This window comes from Zunongwangia atlantica 22II14-10F7 (assembly GCF_002094855.1).
GTDB classification, from domain to species: Bacteria; Bacteroidota; Bacteroidia; order Flavobacteriales; family Flavobacteriaceae; genus Zunongwangia; species Zunongwangia atlantica.
This window is the reverse complement of the sequence record NZ_ARYN01000022.1, coordinates 1-21603: the sequence shown is the minus strand read 5'-3', so window position 1 is coordinate 21603 and position 21603 is coordinate 1. Positions and strand designations below refer to the sequence as shown.

Genomic DNA, 21603 nt, shown 5'->3' with positions numbered 1-21603 from the left:
ATAAAGGTTGATAAGTGTTCTGTTTAACTAAATGCTGTTATCAATTTTCCGGAACATTGATAGCTCTTGAAAAAAACAAAATTAGTATTATTATATCTGTTATCTGCGTGAATTCTCCTATAAAGAGTTCTTAGAAAAAAGTGTAACCAGGTTTAATCAGTAACTCAAACCGGTTGAACCTGATTACATCAATTAACATACAAGAGGATTATTTACTAAATTTTCTAATGGATCTAAAATGTCTTTTTTTCTTATGAGAATTTGTTCATTTATAGAATCACTCTTATCAGAGGTAACGCTTAAGCTTGCCAAAGTTTCTAAATCAGCAGAAAACTTTTTTTCCTGACTAAGACAATGCTCTAGAAAAGCTGATGTGTTTGACAGTTGAAATTTTCTAAATTGAAGTACTAAATGTTCATATGAGGGGAATTGTTTTTCAATTTGATAAAGATTTATCAGGGTTCGACTTGTCTGGCGATGTATGCTAGCAAAAGTTCTAAAACTATTACGGTAAAATAACTTTTTACTTTCATTAGCAATCTTTTCATAAAGGAAGCTGGTTTGGACAAGCCTTCTGTAGATCTCTTTAGACCTCCAACGTAATACTTTATCAGATTCGATTTCAGTTGAAGAATGATATCCTCCTAGAATTAAAAATTTTTGTTTTCTATCTTCAAAACAGAAATAACTTATGCGTATTTGACCTAGGTTAGAATTTGATTCAGAAATGAATTTTCCATCTTTGTTAAAACCTCCTTCTGAACATTCAGCTATACCGGAGATTAAACAATCTTTAAGTTTAAAAATTTTTTGCTTTTCATCAGTAGTAAGATGATATTTTTTTTCAAGTCTTTCTATTACAGAAGTTATACTAAAATTTCCGGAATTTTTTTGAGTTTTTGATATGGTCTTCATTGTCATCTTCATTTTTTGGTCTTTGTAAAATTACTTATATCCAAAAAAATAAAAACAGCAATGAATTATAAATTTCTGTAAATAATTAGGTAAACATTTGTTAAGTTAAATACAAAAAATTTTTAAGTTCGACGTTTAGTTAGGGTTTTCATAATAGCGTTTATCAAAAAGAATTAAATAAGTAAAGGTTTTTTAATGTTTTAAAGCTATAAATTCCATTTCCATTCTTTTACTTCCGGAAGATCAATCCCATGTTCCTCAATGTAGTTACGATGCTTAATTAACATATCCTTCATCTTTTCTTTAAGATAATCATATTGAGATCCCGATTTTGGAATAAAATTAAGGACGTCCTGAACCAGATGAAATCGATCCAGTTTATTAAGAACTGTCATATCAAACGGAGTAGTAATAGTTCCTTCTTCCTGATATCCTCGTACATGAAAGTTCAAATGGTTGTTACGTTTATAAGTAAGTCTGTGAATTAACCAGGGATAAGCATGGAAAGCGAATATAACCGGTTTATCTTTGGTAAATAGTGCATCAAAATCGGAATCGGATAAACCATGTGGATGCTCATTGGTCGATTGCAATTTCATAAGGTCGACTACATTTATGACACGAATCTTAATTTCCTGAATTTCTTTGCGAAGAATAGATACTGCGGCCAATGTTTCTAGCGTTGGTATATCACCGGCGCAAGCCATTACCAGATCTGTACTATCTTGCTGATCATTACTAGCCCATTCCCAAATACCAATACCTTTTTTGCAATGTAATTCGGCTTGATCCATAGATAGCCATTGTGGTGAAGGGTGTTTTCCCGCAACCATGACATTGACATAATGTTTACTTTCTAAACAATGTTTCAATATTAGTAAAAGACAATTAGCATCAGGCGGAAGATATACACGAATAATTGAAGCTTTTTTATTGATCACGTGGTCTATAAAACCAGGGTCTTGATGCGTAAAACCATTGTGATCCTGTCTCCAGACATGTGAAGATAACAATATATTCAATGATGCTAATCGACGACGCCATGGTAATTCTTTTGTTACTTTCAACCATTTTGCATGTTGATTAAACATGGAATCAATAATATGTATAAAAGCTTCATATGAGGTGAAAAGTCCGTGTCTTCCGGTAAGCAAATAGCCTTCAAGCCAGCCTTCACATAGGTGCTCGCTTAATATTTCCATGGCCCGTCCTTCCGGGGCCAAAAATTCATCTGTGTTTTTGGTTTGTGCATTCCATTGCCGATTGGTAGTTTCGAAGACCTCATTAAGTCTATTAGATAAAATTTCATCTGGGCCAAAGAGTCTAAAGTTTTTCTCATCTGAATTGATTTTCATAACTTCTTTTAGGAATGCACCAGCACTTCGAGTATCTCCTGGACCAATATCACCATGAGAATTAACTTTAACAGCGAAATCCTTTACACTAGGGAGCTTTAGGTCTTTTAATAAAAGTCCCCCATTAGTATGAGGATTCATTCCCATCCGGTTGCATGCCTTTGGTGCTAATTGCTGGTACTCTTTTTTAAGAGTGCCTTCATCATCAAAGAGCTGATCTACTTGATAACTTCGCAACCATTTCTCCAGCTGTTGAAAATGGTCTTCGTTATTAATTGGATCAGATATTGGTACTTGGTGGGAGCGAAAATGATTTTCTACAGGCTTATCATCAATATATTTTGGACCAGTCCAACCTTTTGGTGTTTTTAAAATTATCATGGGCCAGACAGGACGTTTGGAATCAGTTTGAGTTGCTTTTGCTTTTATCTCTTGAATATCTACGATCGCATTTTCCAAAGCAAATGCCATGTCTTCATGTACTTTCAAGGGCTCATCACCTGCGACGATATAGGGTTTCCAACCGTAACCTTCCATAAGTTTTATGAGTTCTTCTTGGGGAATTCTTGCAAGAAGCGCTGGGTTGGCTATTTTATAACCATTTAGATGGAGTATTGGTAAAACTACTCCGTCGGTTTCCGGATTTATAAATTTATTGGAATGCCAAGAGGTGGCCAAAGCACCAGTTTCCGCCTCACCGTCACCAACGACACAAGTAGCAATCAAATTGGGGTTGTCTAAAACTGCACCAAAGCTATGCGCAAGTGAATAGCCTAATTCACCTCCTTCATGAAAGGATCCCGGGCATTCTGGAGAAACATGGCTGGGAATACCTCCAGGAAATGAAAATTGCTTAAAGAGTTTCTTTAATCCCTTTTCATCCTGGGTGATTTCTGGGTAAATTTCGGAATAGCTGCCCTCTAAGTAAGTATTACCAACTAAAGCCGGTCCGCCATGACCTGGACCGGAAACGTATACCATATCTAATTCGTATTTTTTAATGATTCGGTTGAGATGGGTATATATAAAATTCTGACCAGGAGTTGTTCCCCAGTGTCCCAGTCTCATAAGTTTGATATCTTTTTTAGCTAAAGGTCGTTTAAGCAATGGGTTATTTCGCAAATAAATCTGTCCGACTGAGAGATAATTAGCTGCGCGCCAGTAGCCATGCATAAGTTGTATTGTTTGGGAATTAATATCGGAAGTATTAGGTGTAATATTAGAAAGAATCATAGTTGGAGTTGGAATTGGAAATAAATTTAAGAAGGGAAAAATGTTCTAAAAACATATCATTAAAAGTCATTAGTAAAATTTAGTAAAATAAAGAAAAAGACGATATCTCCCATAGGTAAGACGCTAACTGTTATTAAAACAGTTATTCATTTTTTTTCTAAGTATTATGCCGACTTTTCTATGAATTTATAATTTTTTATTAAATAAAAACTAAAAATATTTTTGATTAACTTTAGTTTATGAAAGTGAAATTAATTAATAGTTAAATAAAAATTAATCTATCTAATCTAGCCACTATTTATGAATTTTCCGTTTTTAAAGAACCTATGGAGATTTACAAAAGTAAACAGTCCGGTACTGGAGCGTAAAGAAATCATAGATACAGATCTAATCTATCACTTTAACAATGATACTCAGATATATATTGAATCTCTGAAAGAATATGATCAAATTGAATTTCTAAAAACAGTGGGGTATATGGATCAGACCTACTGGTTTTATGATGAGCTTGCAGGTAAGCATTTCGGGTTAGGAATACGATCGCGACAAGGACATAATCAATTATTACTACGTTTTTTTACCGATCATATAGAAATAAAGAATGGAGATATGTTCTCGTTGTTCTTTAAAGACAATACCGGGCTTTCCTTTCTCATCGAGAATACTCCAAAAAGAAAGGATAAATACAATATTAGTTATTACCAATGCGAATTAAATTTCAATGAAATGGATCTAGAAAAATTATCATCACATTCTGTCGTAGGTTGGTGCTATTATCAACCCGGTATGCCATTAAAAAAATCACCTTTTGAGTTAGAGGATCAGTCCATTTTACAACATATCTTCCAATGTTTTAAGGAATGTCTTGATAAAAGCCCTTTTTAAATCTTATAGGGTATAACGACCGCCGGTAATCTCAATTGTTGCTCCCGAAGTGTAGCTACTATCTTCTGAAGCCAGCATAACATATGCCGGAGCTAACTCTGCAGGTTGTCCTGGGCGCTCCAGAGGTGTTTGCTTACCAAAGTTTTTAACCTTTTCTTCAGGCATAGTTGCCGGAATGAGTGGTGTCCATATTGGTCCAGGGGCTACAGCATTCACTCGTATTCCCTTATCCGCCCATAGCTGTGCCATACTTGCGGTAAAGTTTTTAATGGCTCCTTTGGTTGCTGCATAGGGAACCAAATTATCACTAGGGCTATAAGCATTTACGGAAGTTGTATTGATAATATTACTTCCTGGCTTTAAATGTGGTTCTGCTGCTTTACAAAGGTAAAAAGGAGCATGGATATTAGTTCTAAACGTCTTATCCCATTCCTCTGCTGATATTTCCTGCAGGCTGGTTCTTGACATCTGAAAGGCTGCATTATTTACGATTACATCTATCTGGCCATAAGTATCCAGAGTTTTCTCTATAATATGAATACAATGTTTTTCTTCCTGAATATCGCCATCAATTAAAAGCACTTCCCCATTTTTACTTTTGATTACTTTTGCAGTTTCTTCGGCATCTTGATGTTCATTTAAATAAGAAATAACCACCTTAGCTCCTTCGAGAGCAAAAGCGTAGGTAACAGCTCGACCAATACCTGAATCTCCTCCTGTGATGATAGCCACTTTATCTTTTAGTTTATTGTTTGCTCTATAAGTATCCTCGCCGTAATCAGGAAGTGGATTCATTTGATATTCATCACCAGGCTCATTTTGTAAAGGAGTCTCGAAAGGTGGTTGTGGATATTTTGTTCTTGGATCTTTCATAATTAAATTTTTACTCTAAGTTAAAACAGGAATAATCAGGCTAAGGTTAAAAACTTCAAAATTGACATATATTTAAAAGAATATTGCTGATTTCTAAAGATTCCATTAAAGTCAATTGTTAAATTAGAATAATTATGAAGTAAAATTAGCATTTATGAATGCTATTACTATCACTATGAATAATAATGCAACATATGTGTTAAACCGCATATAAAGAGTATTTAAACTGTTCTTAATACATTTTCTAGCGGCACTTCTTCGCCCTAATTTAGAATAAAAAGAAATCAAAAATGATAACAACCAACCACAAATCCGACCTGCAAGATCCCATTTATCCAGATACTGAAAATCCACTGAACATTGATCAAATTTATCAATCATTTCAGGAATTTATAGTAAGCAAAGATCATCCTTGCATAATGGCTAAGACGGTTTTCAGCATGGATAATATTCGCTTAAAGGTGTATAAAAACCTTGGAAACCTTGAACAAAGTAAACAGCTCTATAAAGATCTGAAGACCTATATTGAAAATTATGATTTTAATTCTAATCAATTCGAAACTTTCATAGCTGTTTTTCCAACAAGTCTAAAATACAATGAACTTCAATTTGAGGAGCAGTTATGGGTGCAACTCAATCAATTAAATACCATTGATGAATATGACTGGAACCCTAGTGTAACCAGTAATCCTACTGATAAAAATTTTAGTTTTAGTATTGCTGGTAAAGCTTTTTATATTGTAGGATTACATCCTAATAGCTCCCGTAAGGCAAGACAAAGTCCATATGTTGCACTGGCCTTTAATTTACATTGGCAATTTGAAAAATTACGTACCATGGGAACCTTCGAACGTGTTCGAAACACTATTCGTAAACGGGATAAGAAAAAATCAGGAAGCATTAATCCTATGCTTGAAGATTTTGGAGCTCATAGTGAAGCTCGTCAATACAGTGGTCGTAAGGTTTCTGAAAAATGGGAATGTCCTTTTAAACACTAAAATTTAATTATGCAGACGATTTCAAAACAATCTGGAGTAGGTTTTATCCTAAAACAAGGGGAATATCTAAAAGTAAGCGGCCCTAAAGGACAGCAAGTAAGTGATATGGTACTATTTAATAAAAACGATAAAAGAGAAAAAATATCAAGCGGAAAAACCTTAGATTTTGAAGAGTCCATCCTAATTAGCAAGGACAACTTTCTTTGGAGCAATCGTAGTAACAAAATGATGAAGATCATCGAAGACACTAATGGGCGTAACGACTTTTTACTGGCGCCTTGTAGTCCCGAGACCTTTAAAATTATGTATAATAAGGAAGATTATCACCCCAGCTGTTTCGAAAATTTATATACTAATTTAGCAAAATTCGATATCGAGCCGGATGAAATTCCAACAGCCTTCAATATTTTTATGAATGTTCAATTTGAAAAAAATGGTAAAATAATCGTAGATCCACCTTTTAATACTCCTGAAGACTACGTGCTTTTTGAAGCTAAAATGGATTTGATCGTAGGTCTGACAGCTTGCTCTGCAGAGGATAGCAACGGCGGTAGTTTTAAAGAAATTCAATATGAAATCTTTAAGGAACTCCCGTAATTAAGAATGTTACCTAAGGCGTATTAAAAATCGAAAAAATAAGATTAAAATCAAAAAAGAACCAATAGCGAAAAACGGAATTGTTAGTACCCCTGGCAAGATTTGAATCGTAGAAGCCATAGCAATAGCATAACTTAAAATAAGAAAAGCTATTAAGAGCTTCTGTTTAGAGCTATTAATTAATTTCATGGTAGGTTAGATTTGGTTTCACCAAGTTATAATACTTTAACCAACTAAACAACAGATTGTTATAACTATCTTGTTTTGCGTTAATAAAGCTGCGTATTTTGATAAAATCAATAAATTTTATGGGATAACGAATAGAAATCAAATTATTAAAACTTAAAGACCAGAATGATGATGAAAGAAAGAAATGAGAACGGTAAAAAAGTAAGCAACACTCAGGAAATAAGTATATCTGATTGCTTACATAAGATAAATTCTAAATTCGAATTGAATGAACAAGAAACAAAAAAATTATATGATCTTAAAAAAGCAATAATCTCTAGAGTTTATTTAACTGAGGAAGGTAGTTTTAATTCAGAAAATGGTGATTTTGTTTCCGAAATTATTCCGGGAAATGGAAAAGTTTGTATCAAATATTTTTATAAACTCCCCTACCCTGAGTTTTTAATTCTGAAAAAAATTGAACCGTCAGAAAAAGTAAATAGTTTAAACTCGATCTATAATCAGCTCGAAGAAAACATTTTGTTTTTTGAAGAAGCAAAAAAAGCCTCAAAGAGAATGATTTTTAAAAGACTATTCGAAAATCATAAAACTCTGGCGCTATATACCATTGAAGATCTGAATAAAACCTTCAATAGATCCATATTACATCGAAAAACCGATGAAAAAGCACTTGCCGATCGCTTACACTTCCTGCAGAAAAAAGGCAGAAACTATGTTTTAAACAAAGCGATGTACCTTGAGAACAAATTGGCGGAGGCCATAAGCGCTAAACTAGTACAGTGCGCAATAAAAAGTAAGAGGCAAAAATTAGAATCTATTAATATCGAATTGAAGCAAAATATAGCTGAACTTAGAAAGTTTCAAAATACAGTTTTGCTTCGTTAATGGGCTTGAAAAATATAAATAATCATAAATCCCTGTTATTGAAATTAGTTAATAACAGGGATTTTTTATAGCTATCAAATTGGGTTACGAGGAAAAATTTCAAAATGACTTGTATTTTCCTTTATCACTTCTAACTTGCTGGGTCTAGAGGCTCTTGCGTGGTTCACAGCTTTCTGATATGCCTCATCATAGTCATCGATATGTTTAAATTCAGCCTTATCTTTATTTTCAGAAGATAGCACCCAGGTTTTTTCTTCCTGATTATAATAAAGTTGAAACTGCTTTTGTTGCAGTAATTGATGATTTCTCTTCAATAAATAATATATTATTTTACCGTCGCTGTAATTCCCGTCGGGATAACTCATAGGCAATAAAGCGAAAAACACATAATACAAAGAGAAATATAGGAATTGATAGGTGAAAATTGTTTCTACAATGATCTGGTTTGAAACTAAATAAATCAACACAAAACTAGAAAGAATATTTGCGATAATCCCACCAGAATAAATCAACAAATTTCTCCATCTACTTTTGTCTTCGATATTTTCGAAGTAACAATAACCATAGTAGAAATAATATTTTCTTATTTCGAAAAACCGCGCATTAAAAATTATTTTACCAGAGCCTATAATTATTTTCACCTGTTTTGCGCCCAGAATCTTGGCTATCAAAAGATGGCCAATTTCGTGTACTAAGGAAACCACAGGAAGTATTATAAAAAAGGCTACAAATAATTTAGGTATGTCCCAAAATTCTATCATTCTCGATTATTTTTTACAAAATTAAGCTTACAGATCTGCGGAAGGTTACGTATTAACTCTTTTTAAGTCAGCAGTTAACGAGAATTTTAGCTTTTCCACAAGATATATAAGGTTCGAATTAAATGAAAACTTAGACGAGAAATTATTTCAATTAAAAGAAGATGAATGGTATTGCACTTTATTTGCTAAATAAGACTTAAAAGAATGGCTTTTCGCCTGAATAAATTTCAACTAGATATCAAATCTTTTATCTTTAAAATAAACTTGAACGAATGCTATTTTTTGCCCTGGGTGCCATATTATATATTTTCACGGTTAACGATATTTTAAAAACCACCTTATCCATGGAAGGCGGTGGTTTTTTGACCAACAACTTCTCTAAACTGCTATGGAAAATAAGTTTTCTAATTTCTGGTAAAAACGGAAATTCAAAACTACTAGGTAAAACTGGATATCTAATCTTAACAGGGATAATTATTTTTTGGGTAGCATTATTATGGACAAGTCTTTCTCTAATTTTAATTGCAGATCCAGAAAGTATAATAAGCAGTTCTGATAAAACTCCGATACAGGGAATCGAAAAATTATATTTTGCAGGCTATACACTTTCTACTTTGGGAAGTGGAGAATATATTCCAGGCACAGATTTTTGGCGTATAATCACTAATATTTTTTCTTTTACTGGTCTTGTTCTTCTAACAATGTCTGTCACCTATTTTGTTCCGCTTTTACAAGCAGTTATCGAACAGCAGAAATTAGCGGTCCAAATAAGCGGATATGGTGGTAATCCACAGGAAATGATCATTAACTCCTACGATGGTAGACATTATCAAGGTTTAACCGCTAATGCTTCAGAATTAAGTTTAGCGCTAATTAAACATACACAAAATCATAAAGCTTATCCCGTAATACACTATTTCCATAATAGTGATCGATCATACAATATTATTTTAGAACTTTCTAAAATTCACGAATGCTTAGTAATATTAGAACATTTAGTAAAAGAAGAACATCAACCAAAAGAAAGTGAACTTAGATCTTTAAAAGTTGCCTTCGATAATTATTTTAAGGTAATCACTCAGATTACTGGTACGGATAAACAGAAAGATGATCTAATTTCTTCTATTAAAACGAATCTTTTAGTATCGCATAATTTTATCGACGCTAATAAAGAAGTTTCATTCGAAAACCGTGGAAGAAAGATCTTTCAAAAACTTGTTGAAAACGATGGATGGCGATGGGAAGACATTCAGAAAGAAGAATAATTACCAGCATAATATTACAAAACAAAGGCCGTATCAATGATACGGCCTTTTCTTCTAACACTATTGCACTAAAAAACTAAACTTTATACAGGAATCTTCATTGCCTCTGGTTGACGTACCCAGTTACGATGTGCTGCAATTTGTGCTATAAAAGCATCAGGATCTTTTCCTATTAAGATGGCTTTATCACCTTTAAACATAGAAATCGCTGTTTTATCCAATAGATCGGCGGCTCCCTGCTCGGCAGCTACTGCTTTACAATGCTTCAAGGTTTCATTGATAAACTTAATTGATTTTGGAGCGTTTAGTAATGCTTCAATACTTTTACTCCCTCCAGGTACATATACCGCATCATAGAGAACACTCTCAGTAGTAAGTAGTGCGGCGTCAACCTCGTGGTCTTTATCATGATCACATTTAACCGTTCCGCCATGGGTAGCCACTAAATGTACCATCGCATTTTCTTCAGTTAATGCTTTTTTCATTTTCATCACCTGTTCTCCATCAAAGCCATCTCCCACTAGAAAAGCAATTTTTCTGGTGGCGATACTATCTGATTTTAAATGCGTTAAACTTAATGCATTTGATCGATCAAGATATTCTTTTTTAGGTCCTGGCTGATGATCTTCTACGTTTGCATCTGCTCCAATAGCTTGATTCACGGGTTGATCAATATCTTTAGGAACCTGCATCCCCAAACCATTAGCAACCTTGGTTGCCAGATCTTTATCAATCTGGTTGATTACATAAAGCATACGCTTTTTAATATGATCATAAGAACATTTTCCCAGTTCAAATGTATAGGCATCAGCCACATGTTGCTGTTCCCAATCGGTAAGACTACGATAAAACAATGCCGGTTGCGAATAATGATCACTAAAACTGGTACTTCTACCTCTAATCTTTTTGGCATCAATGCGTTCTTCGTAAGAAGTGAATCCTCCCTGAGCCATTTTTGCCAGGTGAGGGCATCCGCCGCCAATAGAATTTGGGAAATAGGCAGTTTTACCTTTGTCTACCGTCATTCGCATATGGGCATCTCGTTGATTATTATGCGTTTCATTTATAGGACGGTTGATAGGGATTTCATGAAAATTAGGACTTCCTAAGCGTGAGAGTTGCGTATCGGTGTAGCTAAACAATCTTCCTTGTAATAGTGGATCATTGGTAAAATCAATCCCTGGAACCACATGTCCCGGATGAAAGGCCACCTGTTCTGTTTCTGCAAAGAAATTATCAGGATTTCGATTTAATGTCATCTTTCCAACACGCTGTACCGGAACCATTTCTTCAGGAATAAGCTTGGTAGGATCTAAAATATCAAAATCGAATTTGTGCTCATCCTCTTCAGGAATAATTTGTAGCCCTAACTCCCATTCAGGAAATTGACCGGCATCGATAGCTTCCCATAAATCTCTACGATGAAAATCGGTATCTGCACCGTGAATTTTTACCGCTTCATCCCAGGTAATAGAGTGCGTTCCTAATAAAGGCTTCCAGTGAAATTTTACGAAATGTGACTTTCCTTCGGCATTTACTAATCGAAAGGTGTGAATTCCAAAACCTTCCATCATTCTAAAACTTCTGGGAATAGCACGATCACTCATCACCCATATATGATTGTGTAGTGTTTCAGTAGTATGAGACACAAAATCATAAAAGGTATCGTGTGCTGAGGCGGCCTGTGGAATATCACGATCCGGTTCTGGTTTTACTGCATGAATTAAATCCGGAAATTTCATGGCATCCTGAATAAAGAAGATAGGCATATTATTCCCAACCAAATCGAAAATACCTTCTTCGGTATAAAATTTTGTTGCAAAACCACGAACATCCCTGGCCAGATCGGCAGATCCTTTATTCCCGGCTACTGTTGAAAATCGAACAAAGACCGGCGTTTTTCGATTAGTATCGGTAAATATACCCGCTTTGGTATAGGCCTCAAGGCTTTCGTATAATTCAAACACACCATGCGCACCACTTCCTCTGGCATGAACGATACGTTCTGGAATTCGCTCATGGTCAAAATGTGTAATTTTTTCTCTTAAAATAAAATCTTCTAATAATGATGATCCACGCTCCCCGGCTTTCAAAGAATTATTGGTATCGTTCACCTTGACTCCCTGGTTGGTGGTCATCGTTTTGCCCGATGCATCTTTAGTGTTGGCCTTAAGATCTTTTGTTTTTCCTGTTTCTTTTTTTTCGTCGTTCATCATATTTTGGTTATAGATTAGGTTTTGAAAAGGTACCAAATTTAAGAGGTTCAAATGTGCTTTATTGCCACAGTTGCATCGTTATCAATCGTTTAACAAAAGAATCGTATTTCCTTAACATTATTTAAGAGAAACCACTGAGTAACAGAAAAAATAAATTGGAAGTGAAATAATAATCTATATTAATTTAAAAGTGATCTTGAAAGGCTTGTTTGGCGGCATTAAATCCAGCCATACCATGCACTCCGCCTCCAGGTGGTGTAGAAGACGAGCATAAATAAATATTATCGATGGAGGTTTTATATGGAGATATTTTGGCTACAGGTCTAGTAAATAGTTGAGTGATGTCCTGTTTTCCGCCATTAATATCTCCCCCAACCAAATTTGGATTAAAAATCTCTAATTCCCTTGTATTCATAGTAGCTCTTTTAAGAATACTTTTTTTAAAACCTGGAGCGGCTTTTTCAATTTGATCTTCAATTATTTCAGTACAATCAAATGTACTTCCGTTAGGCACATGACAATAGGCCCAGGCGGTATGCTTTCCCTCTGGTGCTCGGCTACTGTCGAAAATACTGGGTTGAACAAGTAGAATATAGGGGTTTTTAGCAATTTCGCCCTTAGCAGATAAGGCTTCAGAATGCTCTATTTCTTCACTTCCATAACCAATATGAACTGTTCCAGCTCGCCTGCATATATCGCTATTAAAAGGTATAGGATCGTTTAAGGCCCAGTCAATTTTAAAAACACCAGATCCGTAAGTAAATTTAGAAAGTCTTTTTCGATAGGTATTACTTAAGTTTAAGCCTTCAATTTTCAATAATTGTCTTGGGGTTAAATCCATTAATTGAATCTTTGAGTTGGGAATATCCTTTGCATCTTTTACCGTATAATTACAGTAAAGTGTTCCGCCAAGATCTTTATAATAAGCTAGTAATGATTTAATTATTGCTGAAGCTCCATGCTTAGGAAATGGCCAGCCGTTAATATGTGCCATAATACTTAGTACCAATCCAAAGGAGGACGACGCCAAATTTGTAAGTGGTAAAGTTGAATGTGCTGCTGCACCATAAAATAAAGATTTCGCTTTATCTTCCTTAAAATAGTGATTTATTAAGGTCTTTGCCGGAAGAATAGCCTTAATCCCAAATTTTAAAAACTGAAGAGGTTGTGAAGGTATGCCAAAAGGCGATAAAATATCTTCGTCAATTTTTGTCCAATTGGACACCAAAGGATTCATTAAATCTTCATAAGCTTCTTTATCCTTTCCCAAAGTAGCCGCTGTTTTGGAAATATCCTGATAACAACCTACCGCTTCAGCATCTTCTAAAGTTTGCGCAAAAGCAATTTCAGGAAATATCCATTCCAAGCCATATTTTTCAAGAGGAAGTGTTTTAAAAAAAGGCGAACTATAGGACATGGGTAAGACTGCAGAACCAATATCATGAACAAAACCCGGTAGCGTTAGCTGTCCGCTTCTGGTTGCTCCTCCAGGTTCAGAATTTTTCTCCAGAATAAGTGTTTTTAGACCCTTCTGTTGTAAATAAATTGCTGCAGAAATTCCATTAGCACCACTACCCACAATTACTGCATCATACTTTTCTTTAATCTTATCTTTCCCCATAGGTATACTTATTTGATGTCTTCAGTATTTATTTGATTCAAATAGGTTTCAAAACTAATTTCTCCATGTTTTTCGCCAATCATATCATGACTCATGATATAGCTAAAATATTCCAACTTGTGTCCCAATTGTTTTTTACTAATCAATTTAGAAAATTGACTGCCAAAATGAGCCATGGACTCAGGGAATTTAATTATTTTTCCGCCTATCTTTTTCTGAATCATCTTAGCCATATCTTCCCGTGTGTGAACTTTAGGGCCTCCAACTTCAATACAATCAGGGAGATTCAAAAAAGCATCGAAAATAAATTGAGCAAGATCGACCTGGTGAATACTATTTGTCTTCGCCTGTGCATCGCCTACCAAAGGTATGATTTGTCTTTTCGCCATAATAATTAAATCATTCAATCCAGAGAAAAAACCAACAGGCCTTATAATACTATACTTTAAATTTGATTTTCTAATTTCCTGCTCCATCATTCTATGAGTTTCTGGTATAGTAAACTTTGATGCTTTATCGGCGCCTTTCATTGATACATAAAAAAAATGATCAACCTGATTAACGATAGCATCCTGTAATACATGATAATTTGCCTTATAATTATTTTGATAGAATGAATTAGGTGTTGGATTAAATAAGCTAACAGATTTACCCATAGCAGAAATAACGTAATCGACTCCATTAGTTATACCCCTGAGTTGAGTAGGCGCATTACTGGCATCTCCAAACCAGATATCCTTTGTAAAAGCTTTTATAGTATTGTAGCCTTCCTCCGAGTGAGTTAAGGCTCTTATCGAAAAATTTTTCTTATTTGCTTCTTTAAGAATTTCTAGCCCCAATGCTCCTGAGGCACCTAAGATCAATACCTTTTTTTTCATATTACTTATTGGATTTGTAGTTTATAATTCACTTCTTTCTATAATGGATTTAGATTTGAAATTATCCTATTAAAATGCATTACAGGATTTTGCTTCTTCAATCTCATTCGAAGTAGGAAGTCGGAGAACTTTTAATTGTCCATTATTAATTTCAACTAGCTTAGTTTCTTTAAATTTTTCAATCCAGTTCATCATTGGCATAAAACCCCAGCGGTCATAGAAAACTTGAGCATTACGAACAATTCCTAAAAAATGATTCAATGGAGGGCGATAAACCTGATGGTATTGATGATAAACAATAGCATTAGCTCGGTACAAATTCAGTGTATGCATCTCAAACTTTTGTCCAAGATCAGTATCTTCTGCACCATATCCCTGATAGTTTTCATGAAAGCCTCCAAGCTTTAAAAAAGTACTTCTCTTGATTCCAAAAATCAATGACCAAAATTGATTGTAGTCCTTTTCACGAATTGATGTTTTGACCGGGGGCTTTAAAGGATGATAGATAGACTTCAGATTTAGACATTTTAAGTTTGTAACAGATTTGGTCAAATATTTTGGAGTTCCTTGAACCACATTTTTACTGCTAAGTGAATTTAAAATACGTTCGAAACAGTAAGTATTTGGAATGCAATCGACATCAAGAAATATAAGTTGATTTGTCGTGGCCTTGTTAGCTCCCAAGTTTCGAGCTCCTGCCAAATTTAATTCTCCATCTTTTTTTGGAATTCTAAATTGTTTTATTAGAGCTAATGGACTATAGAACTCATACATATCATCCATATGGATAACAATAATTTCTGTAGGTAGTTTATTATTTTTTAAACAAGCCCTTAGCGTCCAAAAAAGATGCTTTCTTCTAGCCGCACAAATAATAATTACTGAAAACCTAGGATATTGAGGTAGCAAAATTTTTATCTATTTTTATGAATTTTTCTTTAATTACTTTAAAGGATGTTACCAATTTTTTAGTGTCAAAACCAGAGGTTTCGAGCCAAGATAAAAATAGTTGCATTTTTTTCAGTGAAGTCGTATGGTCATAGGTTTCTCTATCTTGGATTAATTCTTCATTGGACAGTAGAAGAATATCGGTAATGTTGTAAGCCAATCGGTGGTTGTATAAGACACTAGCTGTATGTTCCTGCTCATGGAAAGGACGTTTTTCAGGTATACAGCAAAATATTTTCTTTGAATACAGGATCTCTGAGGTAAGATTTAAACCGGCGGAAGAAATAACGAGATCAGCTTCATTAATAAACGCTGACACTTTGGATTGATAGCCTAAAAAATGAATACCAGAGATCGAAGTTTCAAGTTCTGAAAAGTCACCTAGGGCTTTTATTTCTAAGCCTTCAAATCTCTTTCCGATATCAGGTAAAGACTTAAGTAGTTTTGAAGCCTCACCTTTTCCTCGGATTACAAGTATTTTCCTGATTGTTGTCGGAGTATTTCCCGTATTGTTCTGATCTAAGCTAAACCTGCTGAAATAATCTAAATAGAGTGTTTTATCTTTCATCCATTTTGGAGTAGAAGGATGTTCAAAGGCTTCCGGGTAATAGGCCAGATTAAAGATCGAACCTTTGAGTGCCTGTAGGTGTGGATTATCATTTCTCAAGCCAGGTAATTTGATATAAGCATATGGAATTGAAGAAGCTCTAGCCAGTGCAGCGACTTCTACACTAACATCTATAAAAAATAGGTTGCAACGCCCATTTACGAGTCCCGTTAATAATTGTAGACTTCTCCTTTGAATAGAATGTTGACCCACTGGGGAGTAGTGAAGATAATCCGGAAATCCCACAGAATCTATAGGTAGCTCAGTACCATCGGGATCTTCCTTAGCGAGTTTCATTATTCGTATTTCAGGTGAAAAATTAGAGGGAGTGCTTGAAAATATCTTGAGCTTCCCGGCTAATAAATTATAGAGTATACTTGCATATCTTGCGTGGCCAGAACCTTCTGAATGTGCGTAGTAGGCGATCATATTTATTAAGCTAAAATAGTGTTATAATAATTTTCATAGGCTTCGACCATTGTCCTTATTTCACAAAATTGCTCAGCCCTTTCTCTGCATGCCCATCGATCTAAGGTTTGAATTTCGTGAAGTATGGAAGCCATTGCCTCAATATCAATTTCATCGATTAGCAAACCAGTTTGTGCAGTTAATAATTCCGGGGCGGCACCTAAAGCCCAGCTTACCACTGGCGTACCACATGCCAGACTTTCAGCTATCGTTAGTCCATAGGGCTCCTCCCAGATGCTAGTAAATAACAATGCTTGAGCATATTTCAGATATTCGTTAATTTCCAATTGGGATAAATGCCCTAAAAATTTTATATCATCATTATCCAGATAAGGTTTTATGTTTTCCTGAAAGTAATCAGAATGTTCTCCGGGACCTGCAAGAAGAAGTTTAATTTTCGCTTTTTTAGCGACATGAATTGCCATATCGGGAGCTTTTTCTTTACACATCCTGCCATACCAAAAGAAATAGTCTTTTGTGTTTTCCAAATCATAAGACCATTTATCAGTGGCGATTCCATTATAAATCACTTCGGAGTTCACTCCAAGTTTTTGTAAATACGTATTTTTTAAAGAAGAACTTACACTTGTAAAATACGTTTTCTGGTCTTTGCTAATACAATCCAGTGCAATTTGTATTTCGGGGAAAGCAGGTGTATGGAGAGAAGTTATAAATGGAGTTTTTAATTGGTTTCCCAGAATAATGGGAAGATAATGTAAGGAGTGATTATGAATGATATCGTATTGCATTTGGTCCAATTTCAAGAACATTTTCGAGTACGCAATACATTCCATAATCTCTTCGGTACCTGACTTAGAAAAAAACTTTCTTGCGATTATAGAATTAAGTTGTGGGGTATGAAGCCCTTCACATTCTGAATTTTCTTTAGCGTACACATCCACCTCATGTCCATTTTGAACTAATTCTTTTATTAAAGCATGAGTTATCATTTCCAATCCTCCCTGATAAGGCTCCTTTAGTGGAAATTTATGGTGAGCAATAATTGCAATTTTCATAAGCTACTAGTTTGTAATTTCAAATTTATCCTAGAAGAGGTTTCGGAATATTTTAATGCGGTCAAAGTATAAAGAGTACTAAATAAATAAACATTACCTAGCAAGGTATATATAGCAGCGGGAAGCATTAAATCATTCATAAAAGCCATAATTCCGATACCGAAAAAAAGCAGGCAAATCAGATCCGAGAATTGAAAATTCCTTCTTTGCTTATTATCTTTCGGTGTTTTATAAAAAGGTTTACGTCCTCCTAGTAAACAAGGTAACCACACTATGGATGAACGGAAATTAAAATGTATATGAATTGCTAAAGTTCGGAGAATTTGCAACCTACTTAATGAATGCTTATCATACAATATAGATTTACCTAGTATATTGATAAGAAACGGAATTGTACCCAGTATTAGAATAAGATTCAACTCGTTCTTATCATATATTTGGGACCCCACTAGCAATAGTGTTAATAGAGCCAGGTAAACGGGCACTAAAAAGTTTAGCCAGGCTGTTAGTTGCATAATAATGTTCAAGTCTCTTTTGGAGCCTAAATTCCATTTATTATTTAATAGCGTATGCATATTCCCGAAAATCCATCGAGCACGCTGCTTGCCAACATCAATAGCGTTTTGAGGCATTAAACCATATCCAAGAATTTTTGGACTAAAAGCAGTATATTTTCCAGCCTTTATAAATTGAAGACCAATTTCGGCATCCTCTGTTATTGTTTGGCAGTTCTTCCATCCAGGTAATTCTTTTAGACTATCAAAACGAAAAAGGCATAAAGTTCCGGTGGATAGCATTGCTTTATCGGTATTAGCCGCCGCAGCATAAATATCAAAATAATGCTGGTATTCCATGGCAAGAGATTCATTTCTAAAATTAATGTTTCTGTATGCCTGCGGAAATTGTAGGAGATCTAATTTATTTATTTCAGCCTCTTTTACAGCCTCTTTTAAGGCGTAAGTTTTTAAACAGTAATCAGCATCAATTACCATAATGTATTTCGAAGAACGTGCGGATAAATGTATACATTTATCTAAGGCTCCAGCTTTAAAACCTTCAAGTTTAGGATATCTATGGTACTTTAGAATTTCATGATTTCTGCAAAAATCTTCTACTGGTTTCCATAGGTTAATATCCTGAGTATTGTTATCCAAAATGATGACCTCAAAATTATGATAGTTTTGAGAAAGACAGGCCTTTAGACTACGGATCACCAATTCTGGAGGCTCATTACTTATCGGTATATGAATAGATACCATGGGCTGCTCGCAAGCGTCCATTTTGTGATGAACTATTTTAGCGGGCTGATTTAATTTTTTAAGCTTTAGGAATATCTGATATATTACATGAATGCTTACTAAAATAGCGGATGGGATGATCAAGTAATATATCCAACCGGGGAAAATAAAGCTTAGGTATATAGTTCCTAAAATGGCACAAAGAAGCAGCGATAATTGGATAGTTTTTGTATTCATAATTTTTGACTGGTCATTTCTACGAAGTTGAGTATTCATAAGTGACCTAATGTGCTCAAAACATCAAGGGTTGCACTTTATAACAATATTTAGTATATTATTAACCAAAAACCATCTTTTTCAAGCCTAAAGGCTTCATTGGAGGGTAAAATATATGTTAAGTTCGTTGCGCTTTTAACAAATGCATGATGAATAGCTTTCGATTAGACCTAAAAAATGTAAATGATTACGTCCCGAAATTAGCCGACCAGATGAAAATCGGTTATAAAGAAGAATTGGGCGAGTATAAAATTTTTATTCCCAAAGATTATGGTAATGGCTTTATTAGTTGTATTAATTTCCCTAATGGTATAGGACTATATATTTATAGTCTTAAGTTTAAGGAGCGTATCAATATTGAATTGGCACATCAGAACCAGAGCTTAGTTCGCTTTTTATATATGCTTAAAGGCTCTGTTAATTCGGGACTCGATTCAGGTATTAAATATCAGATTAAGCCATTAGAACATTATACCATTGCTCCAAAACTTGGCCAAATTCAAGAATTATTATTTGATGAAAACGAAGAAACTATATTTTGTTATTTAGAGGTTGATCGTGTAAAATACAAAGATTATTGCGCTTTTGATTTTAAGCTTATAGAACCTCGTCTTCAAAAGTTGTTTGGCGATACTTCCGCCTCACAAGAAGTCTTTATCCCGGGAACCTATGGGGTGAATGTGTACAATATTTTGGAAGAAATTCTAGAAAATCCTCTAATTGGATTTCCCAGAATTAATTATCTGGGAGGAAAATCACTTACTGCTCTATCTCAGATGATGCTAAATTTCCAAATGCAGGAGCAACCGGAGATTTTTCGTCATGGGAGAAATGAATATCTAGCTGTACAAAGGGCTACAACCTACATCCATAATAATCTTCAAGAGCTTAAAAACATTAAAGGGATTGCAGAAGAAAGTGGAGTTAATGCTAATAAATTACAGGAGGGATTCAAAAAGTTTAAAGGTAAAAGTATCAATAGTTACATTCATGATCTCCGTTTGAAAAAAGCTATGCAACTTTTATTAAAAGGAGAAGATACCGTTATATCGATTACGGAAAAAGTTGGCTTAAGGAGTCGCAGTTATCTTGCCAAATCTTTTAAAGAACGCTATGGAATATCCCCTAAAGAAGTGATGCAGGGATTTAAAAATAAAAAAGGGAATAAATGATATTATTCCCTTTTTTAACCATTTCCCAGATAATTTCAAAAAACTACATCTAACAGCCTTTTTATCTTCAACTCTTATAATTTCTAAAATCCTGAGATACCGGAGTTCTTTTCATAGCAATTTTCACAGCGAAAATAATTACAAATAAGAGATTGAAGTGATAATGAATCGTAAAAATTTAGTCTGGAAGCGTTATATTATGTTAATATCATAGATCAAAAGGGTGTTTCCATAAACTTTTTACCTACTAAAGTTTTGCGACATATCCCCCTGATCATTGGTCTTTACTGCTCAGATACTACAATACCTTCGTCCATTTTCTTCCTGAATAAGTATTTTTAGCTTCCATTTTTTAGGAACACTAAACTTAGGAAGGACAATCACAAGTTTTTTCTTTTCTCCTGTTCCTAATTTAGCAGGGAAATTCTGAATTCCTAAAATATCCAATTTCTGCCGCTGACCAGAATGTCTTTTCCCCTGATCCCTACTTTCAAGAAAGACACTAATTTTTCCTGGTATAAAACTTATGGCTGACTTATTAAGAAGCTCCAGAGAGAGGTAAGCTCTATCTTGATAGATTTGAACCTCATGTAAAATTATCCACATTTTTTGTTTCCCTTTTTTCCGAAAAACAGGTAAGCTTCTTTTCAATAGATATTGAGCAAAGGATTTCGAATAGGGAGAGTCCTCAGCTTTATTAATTTTTTTTTAATGAAATGGAATCAGTTTTTGACTTTGATTCATCACTGAGTTTAATAATGGCATTCTCTCTGGTAAATGTATAATTAAGCTCCGGCAATTCCTTTCGATACTTTAGAATAAAGGAATACACATTATCTTTCTGATCAATCACCAATAGATTACTGGGTTCTCCTGGCTGTGCTTTTAATAATCCCAATTTCTGCGGATATTCTTTATTATATGTAAAGCTCATTCTGGGGGTACCTGTCACCCCCTGTTTTATAGAAAAAGGAAAGAATAGCGCGACCTGCATTTGTTCATTAGCAAAAAGCGTATCCAATTTAACATCCTCGCTAACTCGCTGACTATATCCACCAGTAATTACAAAACAAATGAGGCAGCAGCTATACATGAAATTTATAGGTATAAGTCGAAGGTTATTTAATGTTTTCATAGGTATTAGTTAAGAGGTTCAGGTTTTAAAAAAAGACGGTATTGGTCTAGAATGTGGACTTTAATATTGCGA

Annotated in this window: 19 protein-coding genes; 6 read left to right on the top strand and 13 right to left on the bottom strand. The window is 34.5% G+C overall.

Annotated features, from left to right (window positions below):
• Positions 1-192 precede the first annotated feature (192 nt).
• Together IIF7_RS18510 and IIF7_RS18505 are read right to left on the bottom strand one after the other, a co-directional pair.
• Complete coding sequence (locus IIF7_RS18510; protein WP_084843172.1) at positions 193-915, bottom strand: hypothetical protein; 723 nt, start codon at positions 913-915, stop codon at positions 193-195.
• A 206-nt stretch (positions 916-1121) separates the two neighbouring features.
• Complete coding sequence (locus IIF7_RS18505) at positions 1122-3503, bottom strand: phosphoketolase family protein (protein ID WP_084843171.1); 2382 nt, start codon at positions 3501-3503, stop codon at positions 1122-1124.
• A gap of 300 nt (positions 3504-3803) precedes the next feature.
• Between IIF7_RS18505 and IIF7_RS18500 the strand changes: the two genes are divergently transcribed.
• Positions 3804-4388: a hypothetical protein gene (locus tag IIF7_RS18500; protein WP_084843170.1), complete on the top strand. Its 585-nt coding sequence runs from the start codon at positions 3804-3806 to the stop codon at positions 4386-4388.
• A 3-nt stretch (positions 4389-4391) separates the two neighbouring features.
• On the opposite strand, the gene IIF7_RS18495 is transcribed toward IIF7_RS18500, so the two are convergent.
• Positions 4392-5261: an SDR family oxidoreductase gene (locus IIF7_RS18495; RefSeq protein ID WP_084843169.1), complete on the bottom strand. Its 870-nt coding sequence runs from the start codon at positions 5259-5261 to the stop codon at positions 4392-4394.
• 290 nt (positions 5262-5551) lie between these two features.
• On the opposite strand from IIF7_RS18495, the gene gntA reads away from it, so the two are divergent.
• From gntA to IIF7_RS18475, 3 genes are all read left to right on the top strand, one after another.
• Positions 5552-6259, top strand: a complete 708-nt coding sequence (gene gntA / locus IIF7_RS18490; RefSeq protein ID WP_084843168.1) for a guanitoxin biosynthesis heme-dependent pre-guanitoxin N-hydroxylase GntA — start codon at positions 5552-5554, stop codon at positions 6257-6259.
• Positions 6260-6268: 9 nt separating this feature from the next.
• Positions 6269-6856, top strand: a complete 588-nt coding sequence (locus tag IIF7_RS18485; RefSeq protein ID WP_084843167.1) for a DUF1989 domain-containing protein — start codon at positions 6269-6271, stop codon at positions 6854-6856.
• A 354-nt stretch (positions 6857-7210) separates the two neighbouring features.
• Positions 7211-7930 carry a hypothetical protein gene (locus tag IIF7_RS18475; RefSeq protein ID WP_139801366.1) on the top strand — a complete coding sequence of 240 codons (720 nt, stop codon included), beginning with the start codon at positions 7211-7213 and terminating at the stop codon, positions 7928-7930.
• A gap of 74 nt (positions 7931-8004) precedes the next feature.
• On the opposite strand, the gene IIF7_RS18470 is transcribed toward IIF7_RS18475, so the two are convergent.
• Positions 8005-8691 (bottom strand): site-2 protease family protein, encoded by a 687-nt coding sequence (locus tag IIF7_RS18470; RefSeq protein WP_084843164.1) that lies wholly within the window; start codon positions 8689-8691, stop codon positions 8005-8007.
• 272 nt (positions 8692-8963) lie between these two features.
• Between IIF7_RS18470 and IIF7_RS18465 the strand changes: the two genes are divergently transcribed.
• Positions 8964-9956: a potassium channel family protein gene (locus IIF7_RS18465; RefSeq protein WP_084843163.1), complete on the top strand. Its 993-nt coding sequence runs from the start codon at positions 8964-8966 to the stop codon at positions 9954-9956.
• An 83-nt stretch (positions 9957-10039) separates the two neighbouring features.
• Here IIF7_RS18465 and IIF7_RS18460 read toward each other — a convergent pair whose 3' ends face one another.
• From IIF7_RS18460 to IIF7_RS18430, 7 genes are all read right to left on the bottom strand, one after another.
• Positions 10040-12172 carry a catalase gene (locus IIF7_RS18460; protein ID WP_386275338.1) on the bottom strand — a complete coding sequence of 711 codons (2133 nt, stop codon included), beginning with the start codon at positions 12170-12172 and terminating at the stop codon, positions 10040-10042.
• Positions 12173-12356: 184 nt separating this feature from the next.
• Positions 12357-13793, bottom strand: a complete 1437-nt coding sequence (locus tag IIF7_RS18455; RefSeq protein ID WP_084843162.1) for a phytoene desaturase family protein — start codon at positions 13791-13793, stop codon at positions 12357-12359.
• Positions 13794-13801: 8 nt separating this feature from the next.
• Positions 13802-14671, bottom strand: coding sequence for an SDR family oxidoreductase (locus tag IIF7_RS18450; RefSeq protein WP_084843161.1), 870 nt, complete (start codon positions 14669-14671; stop codon positions 13802-13804).
• A gap of 69 nt (positions 14672-14740) precedes the next feature.
• A complete protein-coding gene (locus IIF7_RS18445) occupies positions 14741-15580 on the bottom strand; it encodes a glycosyltransferase family 2 protein (RefSeq protein WP_176219002.1) in 840 nt (279 codons plus the stop codon).
• Positions 15561-16523 carry a glycosyltransferase gene (locus IIF7_RS18440; protein ID WP_084843159.1) on the bottom strand — a complete coding sequence of 321 codons (963 nt, stop codon included), beginning with the start codon at positions 16521-16523 and terminating at the stop codon, positions 15561-15563. Before IIF7_RS18440 ends, IIF7_RS18445 begins: the two co-directional genes overlap by 20 nt.
• A 137-nt stretch (positions 16524-16660) precedes the next feature.
• Positions 16661-17710 (bottom strand): glycosyltransferase, encoded by a 1050-nt coding sequence (locus IIF7_RS18435; protein WP_084843158.1) that lies wholly within the window; start codon positions 17708-17710, stop codon positions 16661-16663.
• The gene (locus IIF7_RS18430; RefSeq protein WP_176219001.1) at positions 17707-19185 is read right to left on the bottom strand and encodes a glycosyltransferase family 2 protein; all 1479 of its coding nucleotides are present in this window, start codon (positions 19183-19185) and stop codon (positions 17707-17709) included. Before IIF7_RS18430 ends, IIF7_RS18435 begins: the two co-directional genes overlap by 4 nt.
• A 185-nt stretch (positions 19186-19370) precedes the next feature.
• On the opposite strand from IIF7_RS18430, the gene IIF7_RS18425 reads away from it, so the two are divergent.
• Positions 19371-20396, top strand: a complete 1026-nt coding sequence (locus tag IIF7_RS18425) for a helix-turn-helix transcriptional regulator (RefSeq protein WP_084843156.1) — start codon at positions 19371-19373, stop codon at positions 20394-20396.
• Positions 20397-20687: 291 nt separating this feature from the next.
• Here the strand turns inward: IIF7_RS18425 and IIF7_RS18420 are convergent, their stop codons facing one another.
• Both IIF7_RS18420 and IIF7_RS18415 read right to left on the bottom strand, forming a co-directional pair.
• Complete coding sequence (locus tag IIF7_RS18420; RefSeq protein WP_176219000.1) at positions 20688-21002, bottom strand: DUF4138 domain-containing protein; 315 nt, start codon at positions 21000-21002, stop codon at positions 20688-20690.
• A 91-nt stretch (positions 21003-21093) separates the two neighbouring features.
• Entirely contained in the window at positions 21094-21531 is a 438-nt protein-coding gene (locus IIF7_RS18415) for a hypothetical protein (RefSeq protein WP_139801363.1), read from the bottom strand.
• Positions 21532-21603: the final 72 nt, after the last annotated feature.

What these genes read in the sequence shown, in the direction of transcription:
- IIF7_RS18510 (WP_084843172.1), bottom strand. Translation starts at nt 915, where the DNA reads ATGAAGACCATATCAAAAACTCAAAAAAATTCCGGAAATTTTAGTATA.
- IIF7_RS18485 (WP_084843167.1), top strand. Translation starts at nt 6,269, where the DNA reads ATGCAGACGATTTCAAAACAATCTGGAGTAGGTTTTATCCTAAAACAA.
- IIF7_RS18440 (WP_084843159.1), bottom strand. Translation starts at nt 16,523, where the DNA reads ATGAAACTCGCTAAGGAAGATCCCGATGGTACTGAGCTACCTATAGAT.
- gntA (WP_084843168.1), top strand. Translation starts at nt 5,552, where the DNA reads ATGATAACAACCAACCACAAATCCGACCTGCAAGATCCCATTTATCCA.
- IIF7_RS18415 (WP_139801363.1), bottom strand. Translation starts at nt 21,531, where the DNA reads ATGAAAACATTAAATAACCTTCGACTTATACCTATAAATTTCATGTAT.
- IIF7_RS18430 (WP_176219001.1), bottom strand. Translation starts at nt 19,185, where the DNA reads ATGAATACAAAAACTATCCAATTATCGCTGCTTCTTTGTGCCATTTTA.
- IIF7_RS18465 (WP_084843163.1), top strand. Translation starts at nt 8,964, where the DNA reads ATGCTATTTTTTGCCCTGGGTGCCATATTATATATTTTCACGGTTAAC.
- IIF7_RS18425 (WP_084843156.1), top strand. Translation starts at nt 19,371, where the DNA reads ATGATGAATAGCTTTCGATTAGACCTAAAAAATGTAAATGATTACGTC.
- IIF7_RS18420 (WP_176219000.1), bottom strand. Translation starts at nt 21,002, where the DNA reads ATGTGGATAATTTTACATGAGGTTCAAATCTATCAAGATAGAGCTTAC.
- IIF7_RS18460 (WP_386275338.1), bottom strand. Translation starts at nt 12,172, where the DNA reads ATGATGAACGACGAAAAAAAAGAAACAGGAAAAACAAAAGATCTTAAG.
- IIF7_RS18500 (WP_084843170.1), top strand. Translation starts at nt 3,804, where the DNA reads ATGAATTTTCCGTTTTTAAAGAACCTATGGAGATTTACAAAAGTAAAC.
- IIF7_RS18495 (WP_084843169.1), bottom strand. Translation starts at nt 5,261, where the DNA reads ATGAAAGATCCAAGAACAAAATATCCACAACCACCTTTCGAGACTCCT.
- IIF7_RS18505 (WP_084843171.1), bottom strand. Translation starts at nt 3,503, where the DNA reads ATGATTCTTTCTAATATTACACCTAATACTTCCGATATTAATTCCCAA.
- IIF7_RS18455 (WP_084843162.1), bottom strand. Translation starts at nt 13,793, where the DNA reads ATGGGGAAAGATAAGATTAAAGAAAAGTATGATGCAGTAATTGTGGGT.
- IIF7_RS18435 (WP_084843158.1), bottom strand. Translation starts at nt 17,710, where the DNA reads ATGAAAATTGCAATTATTGCTCACCATAAATTTCCACTAAAGGAGCCT.
- IIF7_RS18475 (WP_139801366.1), top strand. Translation starts at nt 7,211, where the DNA reads ATGATGATGAAAGAAAGAAATGAGAACGGTAAAAAAGTAAGCAACACT.
- IIF7_RS18450 (WP_084843161.1), bottom strand. Translation starts at nt 14,671, where the DNA reads ATGAAAAAAAAGGTATTGATCTTAGGTGCCTCAGGAGCATTGGGGCTA.
- IIF7_RS18470 (WP_084843164.1), bottom strand. Translation starts at nt 8,691, where the DNA reads ATGATAGAATTTTGGGACATACCTAAATTATTTGTAGCCTTTTTTATA.